The sequence below is a fragment of the Streptomyces bambusae genome (assembly GCF_020532645.1).
In the GTDB taxonomy this organism is placed as follows: Bacteria; Actinomycetota; Actinomycetes; order Streptomycetales; family Streptomycetaceae; genus Streptomyces; species Streptomyces bambusae.
The window spans coordinates 139492-153401 of the sequence record NZ_JAJAUZ010000001.1 but is presented as its reverse complement, the minus strand read 5'-3'; the positions used below and the strand labels follow the sequence as shown (position 1 = coordinate 153401).

The window sequence follows — 13910 nt, the reverse complement described above, 5'->3', positions numbered from 1 at the left end:
CCCGACCGATCGTTCGGTTACTCTAACTCCAGTCTGCTCTGCCGACGCCGCAGTCGCCTGATCCCGTACGGAAACCCCGCCCCGATCCTGCCCGGCTCAACGAGGAGTTGGTCCCTGATGGCCGCCGAGCTCACCGTCCCCCTGCTCACCGAGAAGCACCGGCCCACCCTCGACCAGGCGCTGGAGGCCATCCGCAGCCGGGCGTACTGGTCGCCGCACCCCGAGCACCCCAAGGCCTACGGCGAGACCGCCCCGGCCGACGGCCTGGCGGCCCACGAAGCGGTCCGCGGCACCCGCCTCGACCTCGGCCAGCCCGGCACCGACGGCTGGGCGGGCGGCGAGGTCTCCCCGTTCGGCCCGGCCCTCGCCGTCGAGTACCCGCACGTGGACCCGGACGTCCTGCTGCCCGCGATGAAGGCCGGCATGGCCGCCTGGCGGGACGCCGGACCGGAGGTCCGCGCCCTCGTCAGCATCGAGATCCTGGCCCGCATCGGCGCCCGCACCCACGAGTTCGCGCACGCCGTCATGCACACCAGCGGCCAGGCGTTCATGATGGCGTTCCAGGCCGGCGGCCCGCACGCCCAGGACCGCGGCCTGGAGGCCGTGGCGTACGCGTACGCGGAGCAGACCCGGGTACCCGGCCAGGCCGACTGGTCCAAGCCGCAGGGCAAGAAGGACCCGCTCAACCTGGGCAAGACCTTCACCGCCGTGCCGCGCGGCATCGCGCTCGTCATCGGCTGCAACACCTTCCCGACGTGGAACGGCTACCCCGGCCTGTTCGCCTCCCTCGCCACCGGCAACGCCGTGCTCGTCAAGGCGCACCCGCGGGCCGTGCTCCCGCTCGCCCTGACCGTGCAGGTGGCCCGCGAGGTGCTCGCCGAGGCCGGCTTCGACCCGAACCTGGTCGCGCTCGCCGCCGAGCAGCCCGGCGAGGGCATCGCCAAGACCCTGGCGCTGCGCCCCGAGATCAAGATCATCGACTACACGGGCTCCACCGAGTTCGGCGACTGGCTGGAGCAGAACGCCCGCCAGGCCCTCGTCTACACGGAGAAGGCCGGCGTCAACACTGTCGTCGTCGACTCCACCGACGACTACCGCGGCATGCTCTCCAACCTCGCCTTCTCGCTGTCCCTGTACAGCGGCCAGATGTGCACCACCCCGCAGAACCTGCTGATCCCCCGCGACGGCATCGCCACCGACGGCGGCCACAAGACCTTCGACGAGGTCGTCGCGGACCTCGCCACGTCGGTGGAGAAGCTGCTCGGCGACGACGCCCGCGCCAACGCCCTGCTCGGCGCACTGGTCAACCCCGGCGTCAAGGAGCGCCTGGAGGCCGCCGCCGGGCTCGGCGAGGTCGCCCTGGCCTCGCGCACCGTGGCCAACCCGGAGTTCCCGGACGCGGTCGTCCGCACCCCGGTCCTGGTCAAGCTGGACGCGGCCAAGCCGGACGACGCGGCCGCCTACATGTCCGAGTGCTTCGGCCCGGTCGCCTTCGCGGTGGCCGTGGACTCCACCGCCGACGCCCTCGACCTGCTCCGCCGCACCGTCCGCGACAAGGGCGCGATGACGGTCGGCGCGTACACCACCTCGCCCGACACCGAGCGGGCCGTCGAGCAGGTCTGCCTGGACGAGTCCGCGCAGCTCTCGCTGAACCTCACGGGCGGCGTGTACGTGAACCAGACTGCAGCCTTCTCCGACTTCCACGGCTCCGGAGGCAACCCGGCCGCCAACGCCGCTCTGTGCGACGGGGCGTTTGTGGCCAACCGCTTCCGCGTGGTCGAGGTGCGCCGCCAGGCGTAAGGCAGGCCCCAGGGCCGCCTCGGCGGCGGGTTCGTTCAGGGGAGGTCCGGCGGCAGGACTGCCGTTGCCGGGCCTCCCCAGTGGAAGAGGGCCATGGCCACGCTGGTGGCCAGGTTGTAGCTGGAGACCTGCGGGCGCATCGGCAGCGACACCAGGTGGTCGGCGCGTTCGCGCAGCTCCGGCGAGATGCCGTGCCGTTCCGAGCCGAAGGCGAGCACCGCGTCGTCGGGCAGGGTGTACGCACGGATGCTCTCGCCCTCGGGGTCCAGCGCGAACAGCGGCCCCGGCGGCAGCCCGTCGAGCGTCACCCGCTCCACGGCCGTGGCGTAGTGCAGCCCGGCGCCCGCCCGGACCACGTTCGGGTGCCACGGGTCGAGGTCGCCTGTGGTCACCACCCCGGTGGCCCCGAAGCCGGCGGCCAGCCGCACCACCGCACCCACGTTCCCCAGGTGCCGCGGGTTGTCGAGCACCACCACCGGCGCCGGCCGCGGCAGCCGCGCCAGCGCGGCCAGGTTCGCCGCCCGGTCCCGGCGGGCGGCCAGCGCCGCCACACCGGTCGGGTGCACCTTCAGCAGCAGTTCGTGGAGCACCTGCGTGGGCACCTCCCGGACCGCCTCCGACACGGCCGGGCCCACGTCCGAGGCCAGCTGGTCGGCCAGCCGCAGCAGCCCGGCCCGGTCGTCGGAGATCCCGATCCGCACCTCGGCACCGAACCGCAGCGCGTGCTTGAGGGCGTGGAACCCGTCCAGCAGGACGGCGCCCTCCTCGGCGGTCAGCCGCCAGTCCAGCACGGCCTGTGCGACCGCTTCCCCGTCACCCTGCCGCTGCGCTGCGCCCTGCTCGCTCATCCCCCCACCCTACGAGCCGCCGGCCGACCCCCCGGGCAACGGCGACGGCAGCCCGCCGCGCGGCCTCCTCCGCACTACCCTCGGCTTGCAGTGGAACCAGGCACGCCCCCGGACAGGTCCCCCGACGGGACCGGGCGGACGGGACCGGGCGGACGGGACGGAGCGGATCGTGAAGAAACTCGTCAACTCCCCTGAGACCGTGGTCGCCGACGCCCTGCGCGGCCTCGCGGCGGCCCATCCGGAGCTGGCCGTGTCCCCCGCCGAGGGCATCGTCACCCGAGCCTCCGGCCCCGTACCCGGCAAGGTCGCCCTGCTCTCCGGCGGCGGCAGCGGCCACGAGCCGTTGCACGCCGGGTTCGTCGGCCCCGGCATGCTCGACGCGGCCGTCTGCGGGCCCGTGTTCACCTCGCCGGTGCCCGACGCCGTCGCCAGGGCCACCGCGGCCGTGGACTCCGGCGCCGGGGTGCTGCACATCGTGAAGAACTACACCGGCGACGTCCTCAACTTCACGATGGCCGCGGAGGACAGCGCGGACGACGGAGTCCGGGTGGCCCGGGTCGTCGTCGACGACGACGTGGCCGTCACCCCCGCCGAGGGCGGCCCCGGCCGCCGCGGCACCGGCGCCACCCTGTTCGTCGAGAAGATCGCCGGCGCCCTCGCCGAGCAGGGCGCACCGCTCGACGCGGTCGCCTCGGTGGCCCGCAAGGTCAACGAGCGCTCCCGCAGCTACGGCGTCGCCCTCACCTCCTGCACGACGCCCGCCAAGGGCAGCCCCACCTTCGAACTCGGCGACGGGGACATGGAACTGGGCATCGGCATCCACGGCGAACCCGGCCGCGCCCGCAGCCCCCTGCTGCCCGCCGCCGACACCGCCCGCCTGATGCTCGACACGATCCTCGCCGACCTGCCCGGCCCTTCCGACGATCCGGTGATCCTGCTGGTCAACGGCCTGGGCGGCACCCCGCCGATCGAGCTCTACATCATGCGCGCCGAAGCGGAGCGGGTCCTGTCGTCCCACGGCATCCGCATCGCCCGCAGCCTGGTCGGCACGTACGTCACCAGCCTCGACATGGCCGGCTGCACCTTCACCCTCTGCCGCGCCGACCCCGAACTCCTCCGCCTGTGGGACGCCCCGGTCTCAACCCCGGCCCTGCGCTGGGGCGGCTGACACCGGGGGCGGTTCCAGCCCCTCCAGGGGGCCCGTCCCGGCAGGGGCCGGGGGAGTCCGGGGCGCGGGGGTCCGGGGGCGGAGCCTCCGGAACGCCGACCCCGCCCGCGCCCCCGTCCACACCAGGAACGCCGTCGGCAGGAACACCGCGTCGGCGGCGATCATCGCCAGCGAGAAGAACGGCAGCCCGAGCACCACCGCGATCCCCGCGTGCTCCAGCATCATCACCGCGAGCAGCACGTTCTTCACCCGCCGGTTGAACAGCGTGAACGGGAACGCGACCTGCACCGCCACCGTCCCGTACGACAGGAGCAGCACCAGCACCGCACTGCCGCCGAGCAGGTCGGACAGGGCCGGCCAGGGCGCGAAGTAGTCGAGGTTCAGCGGGTAGTAGAGGGCGGTGCCGTCCTGCCAGCGCGACCCCTGGATCTTGTACCAGCCGGCCGTCGCGTAGATCAGGCACACCTCGGCCATGATCACGAACATCGCCGCGTTGTGCACGACGTTCCCGATCACGTCGAACAGTGCCCGGGCCTCGCCCCGCGGATCGGTCCGCTCCGCGAACCACCACAGCGCGTGCCCTGCCCACAGCGCCGCGAACAGCACCGTCAGCGTGCCGCTGGTCGCCCCCTTCTGCGCGGTCACGACCAGCACGACCCCGAGCACGGCCCACAGCACCGGCCCGGCCACGTCGCGCCCCCGCCGCCCCTCGGCCGCCTCCCGGGCGGCCCGGCGGGCGTCCAGCGACCAGACCTGCGCGCACCGGGTCAGCACCAGGTACAGCGCCATGAGGTGGATGACGTTGTCCCCGCCGTCGCCCATGAAGACGGACCGGTTCTGCAGGGACAGCACGCCGATCATGAAGAACACGGAGGTGGCCCGGGTCCGCCAGCCCAGCGCCAGCAGCGCCGCGGAGACCACGGCCATCAGGTAGACCAGCTCGAACCACAGCCCGCTGCGCCCCCACAGCAGCACCGTGAAGGCGTTGTTCGACGCGATCAGCCGCTCGGCGAGCTCGAAGCTCCACGGCCCGTCGGGCCCGTACAGCTCACGGCGGTGCGGCAGCTCGCGCAGCAGGAACAGCAGCCAGGTGCCGGCGAAGCCGATGCGTATGACCGCACTCTGGTACGGGCCCAGGGCCCGCCCGGTGACCTTGCCGACGCCCCGCCCGAGCGCGGCCCGCGCGGCGGCGACGGTACGGGCGACGGGCGCGGTGTCGGTGTCGGTGTCGGTGTCGGCGGGAACGGTGGCGTCGGCGGGGCGCGTGCTCATCGGTCGGCCTCCGTCACGTCCCACCACGGCAGCTGCCGGTGGTACGTCTTCGTGTCGGTCTTCTCGTCGCTCCACGGCGGCGCCGCGACGTTGGTGGTGGCGGAACGGATCTGCACGCGCAGGATCTCCGCGCCGTGGCTGTACGCGGCCTGCAGCCGGCGCACCGCGATCCGCCGCAGGTAGGCCTCGGAGAGCTTGCCGCGGTCGCCCGTGGCGCGGTTCTGGTCGTCGTGGGAGCCGGTGTAGAAGTCCCAGGCGCGGCGGAGCTCGTTCTGCTGGACGTGGCTGGGGAACGGGTTGTGGCGGATGAACGCGCCGTCGGCGGCGGAGAGGTTCTGCCAGTCCGTGGTGACCCGGTTGCCGTCGGCGGAGCGGACCTGAGCCCGTGCCTCGACGGCGATGTTCTGCTGGAGCGGGTTGGGGGCGAACAGCTTCCAGTTCTGTTCGAACTCCGGGTAGATCCAGGCGTCCGTGGTCTCCGCGTGCTGCTTGGTCAGCGCGTTCGCGGGGGCGACGTGCAGGAAGACCAGCCCGAGGTGCCAGCAGGCGGCCACGCCGACGGCGGCGAGCACGACCGCGGCGGCGATCCGGTACGGCCGCGACAGGCCGGCGATTCCCGCGGGACGGGAGGCGAGGGCGGTCTCGACGGGGTCGGGAGCCTGCTCCGCCACCGCCTCCGGACCCGCATCCGGCGGCGATTCCTTCAGCGCTTCCGCCGGAACTTCCGGAGTGGCTGGTTCCGGGGGCGGATCCGCCTCCGCGGCGGGCCCGCGCGGGGTGCCCTGCTCGTTCGAATCCATCCCGCCCCGATCTTCGGCCGTCCACAAGCCATCCACAGAGGTTGACACCCTACGGGCCGCCGTCTCACCATTGAAGAGCATGAACCGAACGATCGGTCGGTAGGGCCGACCGGTCGACAGGCACTCGTCCACGACAGCGCAGGACATCGGCAGGGGGCCGGCATGGTGGCAATGACCCAGGACGCGGCGGCAGGGCAGGCGCCGGACCCGGCGCTCGTCGCCGCGTTCGACGCGGCCGTGGCGGCCGACGAGCGCGTGGAGCCGCGGGACTGGATGCCCGCGGAGTACCGCGCCTCCCTGGTCCGCCAGATGGCCCAGCACGCGCATTCCGAGATCATCGGCATGCAGCCCGAGGCCAACTGGATCACCCGCGCGCCCTCGCTGCGGCGCAAGGCGATCCTCATGGCCAAGGTCCAGGACGAGGCGGGCCACGGGCTGTACCTGTACAGCGCCGCCGAGACCCTCGGCACCAGCCGCGACGAGCTGCTGGACAAGCTGCACGCCGGCAAGCAGAAGTACTCCTCGATCTTCAACTACCCCACGCTGACCTGGGCCGACGTCGGCGCCATCGGCTGGCTCGTGGACGGCGCGGCGATCACCAACCAGGTCCCGCTGTGCCGCTGCTCCTACGGCCCGTACGCCCGCGCCATGGTCCGGATCTGCAAGGAGGAGTCCTTCCACCAGCGCCAGGGGTACGAGCTGCTCCTCGCCCTGTCCCAGGGCACCGAGGCCCAGCACGCCATGGCCCAGGACGCGGTGGACCGCTGGTGGTGGCCCTCGCTGATGATGTTCGGCCCGCCGGACGACGAGTCGGCGCACTCGGCCCAGTCCATGGCCTGGCGCATCAAGCGGCATTCGAACGACGAGCTGCGCCAGCGGTTCGTGGACATCGCGGTACCGCAGGCCGAGGCCCTCGGCCTGACCCTCCCGGACCCGGACCTCAAGTGGAACGAGGAGCGGGGCCACCACGACTTCGGGACCATCGACTGGTCCGAGTTCTGGGAGGTCCTCAAGGGCAACGGCCCCTGCAACGAGCAGCGGATCGGGCAGCGCCGCAGGGCCCACGAAGAGGGCGCCTGGGTGAGGGACGCGGCGGCGGAGTACGCCCGCAAGCACGGAGAGGCGAAGGCATGAGCACGTCGGAATGGCCGCTCTGGGAGGTGTTCGTCCGCTCGCGGCGCGGGCTCTCGCACACCCACGCGGGCAGCCTGCACGCACCGGACGCCGAGATGGCGCTGCGCAACGCACGCGACCTCTACACCCGGCGCAACGAGGGCGTCTCCATCTGGGTGGTGCCCTCCGCCGCCGTGACCGCCTCCTCCCCCGACGAGCGCGACCCCTTCTTCGCCCCGTCCGCGGACAAGCCGTACCGGCACCCCACGTTCTACGAGATCCCCGAAGGGGTGCGGCACCTGTGACCACCACCGTGGACAAGGCGGCGGCGCTCGCCCTCGGCGACGACGCCCTGGTGCTCGCGCAGCGCCTGGGCGAATGGGCGGGCCACGCCCCCGTCCTCGAAGAGGAAGTGGCCCTGGCCAACATCGCCCTCGACCTGCTCGGCCAGGCCCGCGTCCTGCTCTCCCTCGCGGGCGACGAGGACGAGCTGGCCTTCCTCCGCGAGGAGCGGGAGTTCCGCAACCTCCAGCTCGTCGAGCAGGCCAACGGCGACTTCGCCCACACCATCGCCCGGCAGCTGTACTTCTCCGTGTACCAGCAGCTGCTGTACGGCGAGCTGGCCGCGGGCGACGGCCCGTTCGCCCCGCTGGCGGCCAAGGCCGTCAAGGAGACCGCCTACCACCGCGACCACGCCGAGCAGTGGACCCTGCGGCTCGGCGACGGCACCGACGAGAGCCGCCGCCGCGTGCAGGCCGGGCTCGCCGCGCTGTGGAAGTTCACCGGCGAGATGTTCCGGCCCGTCGAGGGCCTGGACCTGGACGCCGAGGCCATGGCGGCCCTGGAGGCCCGCTGGCTGGCCGCCGTCACCGCCGTCGTCGAGAAGGCCGGCCTGACCCTCCCCGAGGGGCCCCGGACCGGCGCCTGGACCGCCGGCGCCGGCCGGCAGGGCCTGCACACCGAGCCGTTCGGGCGGATGCTCGCCGAGATGCAGCACCTGCACCGCAGCCACCCGGGGGCGTCATGGTGACCACCAGCCGCCTGGAAGAGGAACTCGCCGCGCTCGCCGGGTCCGTCCCCGACCCCGAGCTGCCCGTCCTCACCCTCGCGGAGCTCGGCGTCGTGCGCGGGGTGCGGATGCTCGCCCCCGGCCGCGCCGAAGTGGACCTCACCCCCACGTACACCGGCTGCCCGGCCATCGAGGCCATGTCCGCCGACATCGAGCGGGTCCTCCACGACCACGGCATACCCGAGGTCACGGTGCGCACGGTGCTCGCGCCCGCCTGGTCCACCGACGACATCACCGCGGAAGGGCGGCGCAAGCTCTCCGAGTTCGGCATCGCCCCGCCGCGCCCGCACAGCGCCCAGGGACCCGTCCCGGTCACCCTGTCCGTGCGCTGCCCGCACTGCGGCTCCACCGACACCGAGCTCCTGAGCCGTTTCTCCTCCACCGCCTGCAAGGCCCTGCGGCGCTGCACCTCCTGCCGCGAACCGTTCGACCACTTCAAGGAGTTGTAGATGGCTGCGGCCCGCCACGGCGCGTTCCACCAGCTGACGGTGGCCGCGGTCGACCGGCTCACCGACGACGCGGTGGCCCTCACCCTCCGGGTGCCGCCGGAGCTCCGCGCGGAGTACCGGCACGCCCCCGGCCAGCACCTCACCCTGCGCCGCCGGACCTCCGACGGCGCCGAGGTCCGGCGCACCTACTCGATCTGCTCGGCGGCCCCCGGCGAGGACGGGCCGGAGGCCCTGCGGGTGGGCGTGCGCCTCGTGGAAGGCGGCGAGTTCTCCACGTACGCGCACAAGGAGATCGCCGCCGGCGACGTCCTGGAGGTCATGGTCCCGGCCGGCCGGTTCGTGCTGGACCCGCGGCCCGGGCACTTCGCCGCGGTCGTCGGCGGCAGCGGCATCACGCCCGTCCTGTCGATCGCCGAGACCCTGCTGGCCGCCGAGCCCGAGGCCCGGTTCTGCCTGGTCCGCGCCGACCGCACGACGGCCTCCGTGATGTTCCTGGAGGAGGTCGCCGACCTCAAGGACCGCTACCCGGACCGCTTCCAGCTGGTGACCGTCCTGTCCCGCGAGGAGCAGGAGGCCGGACTGCCGTCCGGGCGCCTCGACGAGGAGCGCCTCACCGGGCTGCTCCCGGCGCTGCTGCCGGTGGAGTCCGTGGCCGGCTGGTTCCTGTGCGGCCCGTACGGGCTGGTGCAGGGCGCCGAGCGGGCGCTGCGGGGCCTGGGCGTGGACCGCACCCGGATCCACGAGGAGATCTTCCACGTCGCGGACGAGGCCACGCCGGCCCCGGCCGCCCGCACCGCGGCCCCGGCCCACAGCCGGGTCACCGCCAAGCTCGACGGCCGCTCCGGCAGCTGGCCCGTGGAGGCGGGGGAGTCCCTCCTCGACGCGGTGCTGCGCAACCGGGCGGACGCCCCGTACGCGTGCAAGGGCGGCGTCTGCGGCACCTGCCGGGCCTTCGTCGTCTCCGGCGAGGTGCGCATGGACCGCAACTTCGCCCTGGAAGAGGAGGAGACCGGCGCCGGTTTCGTGCTGGCCTGCCAGTCGCACCCCCTCACCGACGAGGTGGAGATCGACTTCGACCGCTGAGCCGGCGGCCCGGCACGGACCCGGCACAAGCCCGGCACGGGCCCGGTGCGTCCCCCCACGGCGGGGCCGCACCGGGCCTGTGCTTTTTCCAGAACCTGTTCTATCTTGACGGACCGTCAGATGGAGTGGAACAGGTTCCGGTGCGCGCGGGAGGACAGCAGTGGACTTCACCTTCACCGAGGAGCAGCAGGCGGCCGTCGAGGCGGCGAAGGCCGTGTTCGCGGACGTCGCCCCCGATACGGTTCCCAGCCCCGCCCTGTCGCCCGGCGCGGTCGCCGAGGACTTCGACCGCCCGCTGTGGGCCCGGCTGGGCACCTCCGACCTGCTCGGCCTCACCCTCGCCCCCGAGCACGGCGGCTCCGGGCTCGACACCGTGGCCCTCTGCCTGCTCCTGCGCGAATCCGCCCGGGTCCTGGCCCGCGTCCCACTGCTCGAACACTGCGCCACCGCCATGGCCGTACAGGCCCACGGCAGCCCGGCCCTCGCCGCGGAGCTCCTGCCCCGGGCCGCCCGCGGCGACCTCGTCCTGACCGCCGCCAGCGCCGGCCGCACCGGCCACGACCCCGCCGAACTCGCCGTCACCGCCCGCCCCGACGGGCCCGGCGGCTCCCACTGGATCCTCGACGGCACCCAGACCGCCGTCCCCTGGGCCCACACCGCCGACCTGATCGCCGTACCCGCCCACACCGCCGACGGCGCCCCGGTCCTCGCCCTCGTCGACCGTACCGGCCCCGGCCTGAGCGCCGCCCGCCAGTACGCCACCAGCGGCGAACTCCTCGCCGAACTCACCCTCGACGCCGTCCGCGTCCCCGCCGACCGCGTCATCGACGCCCCCGGCGCCTGGGAGCAGCTGCGCCAGACCCTCGCCACCGGCACCTGCGCCCTCGCCCTCGGACTCGGCGAACAGGTCCTCGCGATGACCGCCGGCTACACGGGCAAGCGCGAGCAGTTCGGCTTCCCCGTCGCCACGTTCCAGGCCGTCGCCGTCCAGGCCGCCGACCGCTACATCGACCTGCGGGCCATGGCCGCCACCCTCTGGCAGGCCGCCTGGCGCCTCGACACCGGAGCCGGCGGCCCGCTGCCCGCCGCCGGCGACGTGTCCGTCGCCAAGATCTGGGCCTCCGAGGGCGTCCGCCGGGTCGTCCAGACCGCCCAGCACCTGCACGGCGGCTTCGGCGCCGACACCGACTACCCGCTGCACCGCTACCACGCCTGGGCCAAGCAGCTGGAGCTCTCCCTGGGCCCCGCAGCCGCCCACGAGGAAGCCCTCGGCGACCTCCTGGCCGCCCACCCCCTGGCCTGACGGCACCGGCACCGGCACCGGCTCCCGGACCGGCTCCCGCACCGGCACCCGGACCACGCACGACAAACGGCCCCGGATCCGGCCCCACCGCCGTCGCGCGGCGGGAGCCGGACCGGGGCCGTCCCCGAGCTCACCTCGAAGAGCGGGACCTTACAGCACGAACGCCGCGCCGCCGCCCTCCGTCACCATCGGACGTCCGGCGGCCTCCCAGGCCTTCATCCCGCCGTCGATGTTCACGGCGTCCAGCCCCTGCTGGAGCAGGTACTGCGTGACCTGCGCCGACCGGCCGCCCACCCGGCACATCACGTGCACCCGGCGACCGTCCTCCACGGCCTCCGTCAGCTCGCCGAAGCGGGCCACGAAACCGCTCATCGGCAGGTGCAGCGCACCGTCGACGTGCCCGGCCGCCCATTCGTCGTCCTCACGGACGTCCAGGACGAACCCGTCGGCGGGCACGGCGGCGGCGTCCACCGAGGGGAGCGGACCGAAGTTCATAACGCCTTCTCTCGTGTAGGTCTCCCGTGGCAGGCACGGCGGCCACCCGGAGCACCGGGGCAGCCACCTCGAACCTATCCGACCCCGCGGCGTCAGAGCTGCCGGATCAGCTGCCGGATCGGCTGCCGCAGCTGCGTACGGGAGGCATCGGCGCGTCCGCCCGGCTACGGCCCCGTCAGCTCCGCGAGTTCCCGTTCGCGGTCCGCGACCTGGGACAGGAGCTGCTCGGCGATCTCCTCCAGCAAGCGGTCCGGGTCGTCCGGGGCCATCTTGAGCATCGCGCCGATCGCGCTCTCCTCCAGCTCGGCCGCGACCAGCGCCAGCAGCTCCTTGCGGCGGGCCAGCCACTCCAGCCGGGCGTACAGCTCCTCCGCCTCGGTCGGCCGCTGCTCCTCGGGCTGCGGGCCCGCCGCCCACTCCTCCGCCAGCGCGCCCAGCTCCGCCTCGTCGCCCCGCGCGTACGCCGCATTGACCCGCACGATGAACGCGTCCCGGCGCTGCCGCTCCGCGTCGTCCCGGGCCAGGTCGGGGTGGGCCTGCCGGACCAGCTCGCGGTACCGCTTGCGGGCCTCGTCCGAGGGCCGCACCCGCTCGGGCGGCCGCACCGACTGCCCGGTGAGCATCGCCGCCGCGTCGTCCGACACGCCGTCCGAGCCGAGCCAGTCGTGGAACAGCTCGTCCACGCCGGGCATCGGCATGACCAGCGACCGGGCCTCGGCCGCCTTGCGGAGGTCCTCGGGATCGCCGGTACGGGCCGCCCGGGCCTCCGCGATCAGCGCGTCCAGCTCGTCGAGCCGGGTGTACATGGGGCCGAGCTTCTGGTGGTGCAGCCGGGAGAAGTTCTCGACCTCCACGCGGAAGGTCTCCACGGCGATCTCGAACTCGATCAGCGCCTGCTCGGCCGCCCGCACGGCCCGCCCCAGCCGCACCTCACCCTGCACGTCATCACTCACCCGCCCCACCCTAGGCCCTCCCCCTCAAAACCAACCCGCCCAAGCCCCGACGGTCCCCGCCAGGCCAAGATCCGGCCCCGCCGGCGTTTGAGGCGCGGGGGCGGGGGCGGAGCCCCGAAAAGGGTCAGACCCCCGATTCGGCCGCGACCCGCCCGGACCGGACCGCCGCCACCAGCCCCGCATGATCCGCCTCGGTCACATCCGCATAGGCCACCGCGAACGCCCCCACCGCCACGTCCAGCTCCTCGTTCTTCCCGCAGTAGCCCGCAATCCGCCGAGGATCCGCACTGTGCGCATGCGCCCGGGCCAGCAGCGCCCCCGTCATCCGCGCATAGTCGTCCAGCTGGTCCGGAGACAGCGCCGCCGGATCCACGCTCCCCTTCCGGTTGCGGAACTGCCGCACCTGGAACGGCCGCCCCTGCACCGTCGTCCACCCCAGCAGGATGTCCGACACCACCTGCATCCGCTTCTGCCCGGCCACCACCCGCTGTCCCTCGTGCTCCACCGGCACCGCCCCGAACCCGACCGCCGCCAGGTGCGGCAGCAGCACCGAAGGCCGCGCCTCCTTCACCTGGAGCACCAGCGGCTCCCCCCGGTGGTCCAGCAGCAGCACCACGTACGACCGCGTGCCCACGCTGCCCGTGCCCACCACCCGGAACGCCACGTCGTGGATCGCGTACCGGGCCAGCAACGGCAGCCGGTCGCCCTGCAGCGTCTTCAGGTACGGGCCCAGCGACGCCGCGACCGCCGCCGCCTCCGCGTCCCCGACCCGCCGCAGCACCGGCAGCGCGTCCACGAACCGCCGCCCGCCGTCCGGCGCCGGCTCCGTCGACTTCGCCGCGAACCGCGCGCTCGTGTTGTTGCGGGCTTTCGCCGACACCCGTTCCAGCAGCCCCAGCAGGTCCTTCGCGTCGGTGTGCGACACCAGCTCCTCGTCGGCGATCGCGTTCCACGCGTCCAGCGCCGGCAGCTTCGCCAGCAGCCGCATCGTGCGCCGGTACGCGCCCACCGCGTCCTGCGCCGCCGTCCGGCAGACCTCCTCGGAGGCACCCGCCACCCGCCCGGCCAGCACCAGCGACGCCGCCAGCCGCTTCACGTCCCACTCCCACGGCCCGTACACGGTCTCGTCGAAGTCGTTCAGGTCGATGACCAGCCGCCCGCGCGCATCTCCGTACAGCCCAAAGTTCGCCGCGTGCGCGTCGCCGCACAGCTGCGCGCCGATCCCGGTCAGCGGCGTACCGGTCAGGTCGTGCGCCATCAGCCCGGCCGCGCCGCGCAGGAACGCGAACGGGTTCGCCGCCATCCGCCCGACCCGTATCGGGGTCAGCTCCGGCACCCGGCCGGCGTTCGACTCCTCGACGGCCGACACCGCGTCCGGCCGGTCCGCCACGGGCGCGAGCAGCGCGTGCGAGGCCCGCGGCACCCGGATGCGCAGGGCCCGGCCCTCGCCGCGCGCGTCGCCCTGTGCCGTACGCGGCGCAAACCCCGTCACGCCCGGTATCCGCTCGCCCATCCCGACCCCGCCCTCACTCGCGCATCAGTACAGCTCAACAGCGC

At 73.8% G+C, this 13910-nt stretch carries 14 protein-coding genes; 8 read left to right on the top strand and 6 right to left on the bottom strand.

Annotated elements, in window-relative coordinates:
• The first annotated feature begins 117 nt into the window (after positions 1-117).
• A complete protein-coding gene (gene paaN / locus LG634_RS00715; protein ID WP_226731553.1) occupies positions 118-1800 on the top strand; it encodes a phenylacetic acid degradation protein PaaN in 1683 nt (560 codons plus the stop codon).
• 35 nt (positions 1801-1835) lie between these two features.
• Here paaN and LG634_RS00710 read toward each other — a convergent pair whose 3' ends face one another.
• On the bottom strand, positions 1836-2648 hold the full coding sequence (locus LG634_RS00710; protein ID WP_226731552.1) for a TrmH family RNA methyltransferase: 813 nt from the start codon (positions 2646-2648) through the stop codon (positions 1836-1838).
• Positions 2649-2817: 169 nt separating this feature from the next.
• Here LG634_RS00710 and dhaK point away from each other — a divergent pair, with 169 nt between their 5' ends.
• Positions 2818-3816: a dihydroxyacetone kinase subunit DhaK gene (gene dhaK / locus LG634_RS00705; RefSeq protein WP_226731551.1), complete on the top strand. Its 999-nt coding sequence runs from the start codon at positions 2818-2820 to the stop codon at positions 3814-3816.
• Here the strand turns inward: dhaK and LG634_RS00700 are convergent.
• Positions 3787-5088: an HTTM domain-containing protein gene (locus LG634_RS00700; RefSeq protein ID WP_226731550.1), complete on the bottom strand. Its 1302-nt coding sequence runs from the start codon at positions 5086-5088 to the stop codon at positions 3787-3789. The genes dhaK and LG634_RS00700 overlap by 30 nt on opposite strands.
• Positions 5085-5888: a DUF5819 family protein gene (locus tag LG634_RS00695; protein ID WP_226731549.1), complete on the bottom strand. Its 804-nt coding sequence runs from the start codon at positions 5886-5888 to the stop codon at positions 5085-5087. The genes LG634_RS00700 and LG634_RS00695 overlap by 4 nt, the downstream gene beginning before the upstream one ends.
• A gap of 162 nt (positions 5889-6050) precedes the next feature.
• Between LG634_RS00695 and paaA the strand changes: the two genes are divergently transcribed.
• From paaA to LG634_RS00665, 6 genes are all read left to right on the top strand, one after another.
• The gene (paaA, locus tag LG634_RS00690; protein WP_372482346.1) at positions 6051-7022 is read left to right on the top strand and encodes a 1,2-phenylacetyl-CoA epoxidase subunit PaaA; all 972 of its coding nucleotides are present in this window, start codon (positions 6051-6053) and stop codon (positions 7020-7022) included.
• Positions 7019-7306, top strand: coding sequence for a 1,2-phenylacetyl-CoA epoxidase subunit PaaB (paaB, locus tag LG634_RS00685; RefSeq protein WP_226731548.1), 288 nt, complete (start codon positions 7019-7021; stop codon positions 7304-7306). Before paaA ends, paaB begins: the two co-directional genes overlap by 4 nt.
• Entirely contained in the window at positions 7303-8031 is a 729-nt protein-coding gene (gene paaC, locus LG634_RS00680; protein WP_226731547.1) for a 1,2-phenylacetyl-CoA epoxidase subunit PaaC, read from the top strand. Before paaB ends, paaC begins: the two co-directional genes overlap by 4 nt.
• Positions 8025-8519 (top strand): 1,2-phenylacetyl-CoA epoxidase subunit PaaD, encoded by a 495-nt coding sequence (paaD, locus tag LG634_RS00675; protein WP_226731546.1) that lies wholly within the window; start codon positions 8025-8027, stop codon positions 8517-8519. Before paaC ends, paaD begins: the two co-directional genes overlap by 7 nt.
• Entirely contained in the window at positions 8520-9602 is a 1083-nt protein-coding gene (gene paaE / locus LG634_RS00670) for a 1,2-phenylacetyl-CoA epoxidase subunit PaaE (protein ID WP_226731545.1), read from the top strand.
• A gap of 160 nt (positions 9603-9762) precedes the next feature.
• On the top strand, positions 9763-10905 hold the full coding sequence (locus tag LG634_RS00665; protein ID WP_226731544.1) for an acyl-CoA dehydrogenase family protein: 1143 nt from the start codon (positions 9763-9765) through the stop codon (positions 10903-10905).
• A gap of 150 nt (positions 10906-11055) precedes the next feature.
• Here LG634_RS00665 and LG634_RS00660 read toward each other — a convergent pair whose 3' ends face one another.
• From LG634_RS00660 to LG634_RS00650, 3 genes are all read right to left on the bottom strand, one after another.
• A complete protein-coding gene (locus tag LG634_RS00660; RefSeq protein ID WP_226731543.1) occupies positions 11056-11400 on the bottom strand; it encodes a rhodanese-like domain-containing protein in 345 nt (114 codons plus the stop codon).
• A 164-nt stretch (positions 11401-11564) separates the two neighbouring features.
• Entirely contained in the window at positions 11565-12353 is a 789-nt protein-coding gene (locus LG634_RS00655; protein WP_226731542.1) for a J domain-containing protein, read from the bottom strand.
• 124 nt (positions 12354-12477) lie between these two features.
• Positions 12478-13866 carry a DUF2252 domain-containing protein gene (locus LG634_RS00650; RefSeq protein ID WP_226731541.1) on the bottom strand — a complete coding sequence of 463 codons (1389 nt, stop codon included), beginning with the start codon at positions 13864-13866 and terminating at the stop codon, positions 12478-12480.
• Positions 13867-13910: the final 44 nt, after the last annotated feature.

Bases quoted from the DNA above. Each gene is read 5' to 3' on its own strand.
- LG634_RS00695 (WP_226731549.1), bottom strand. From the start codon at position 5,888: ATGGATTCGAACGAGCAGGGCACCCCGCGCGGGCCCGCCGCGGAGGCG.
- paaB (WP_226731548.1), top strand. From the start codon at position 7,019: ATGAGCACGTCGGAATGGCCGCTCTGGGAGGTGTTCGTCCGCTCGCGG.
- paaN (WP_226731553.1), top strand. From the start codon at position 118: ATGGCCGCCGAGCTCACCGTCCCCCTGCTCACCGAGAAGCACCGGCCC.
- LG634_RS00700 (WP_226731550.1), bottom strand. From the start codon at position 5,088: ATGAGCACGCGCCCCGCCGACGCCACCGTTCCCGCCGACACCGACACC.
- LG634_RS00660 (WP_226731543.1), bottom strand. From the start codon at position 11,400: ATGAACTTCGGTCCGCTCCCCTCGGTGGACGCCGCCGCCGTGCCCGCC.
- paaD (WP_226731546.1), top strand. From the start codon at position 8,025: ATGGTGACCACCAGCCGCCTGGAAGAGGAACTCGCCGCGCTCGCCGGG.
- LG634_RS00710 (WP_226731552.1), bottom strand. From the start codon at position 2,648: ATGAGCGAGCAGGGCGCAGCGCAGCGGCAGGGTGACGGGGAAGCGGTC.
- paaE (WP_226731545.1), top strand. From the start codon at position 8,520: ATGGCTGCGGCCCGCCACGGCGCGTTCCACCAGCTGACGGTGGCCGCG.
- paaA (WP_372482346.1), top strand. From the start codon at position 6,051: ATGGTGGCAATGACCCAGGACGCGGCGGCAGGGCAGGCGCCGGACCCG.
- LG634_RS00650 (WP_226731541.1), bottom strand. From the start codon at position 13,866: ATGGGCGAGCGGATACCGGGCGTGACGGGGTTTGCGCCGCGTACGGCA.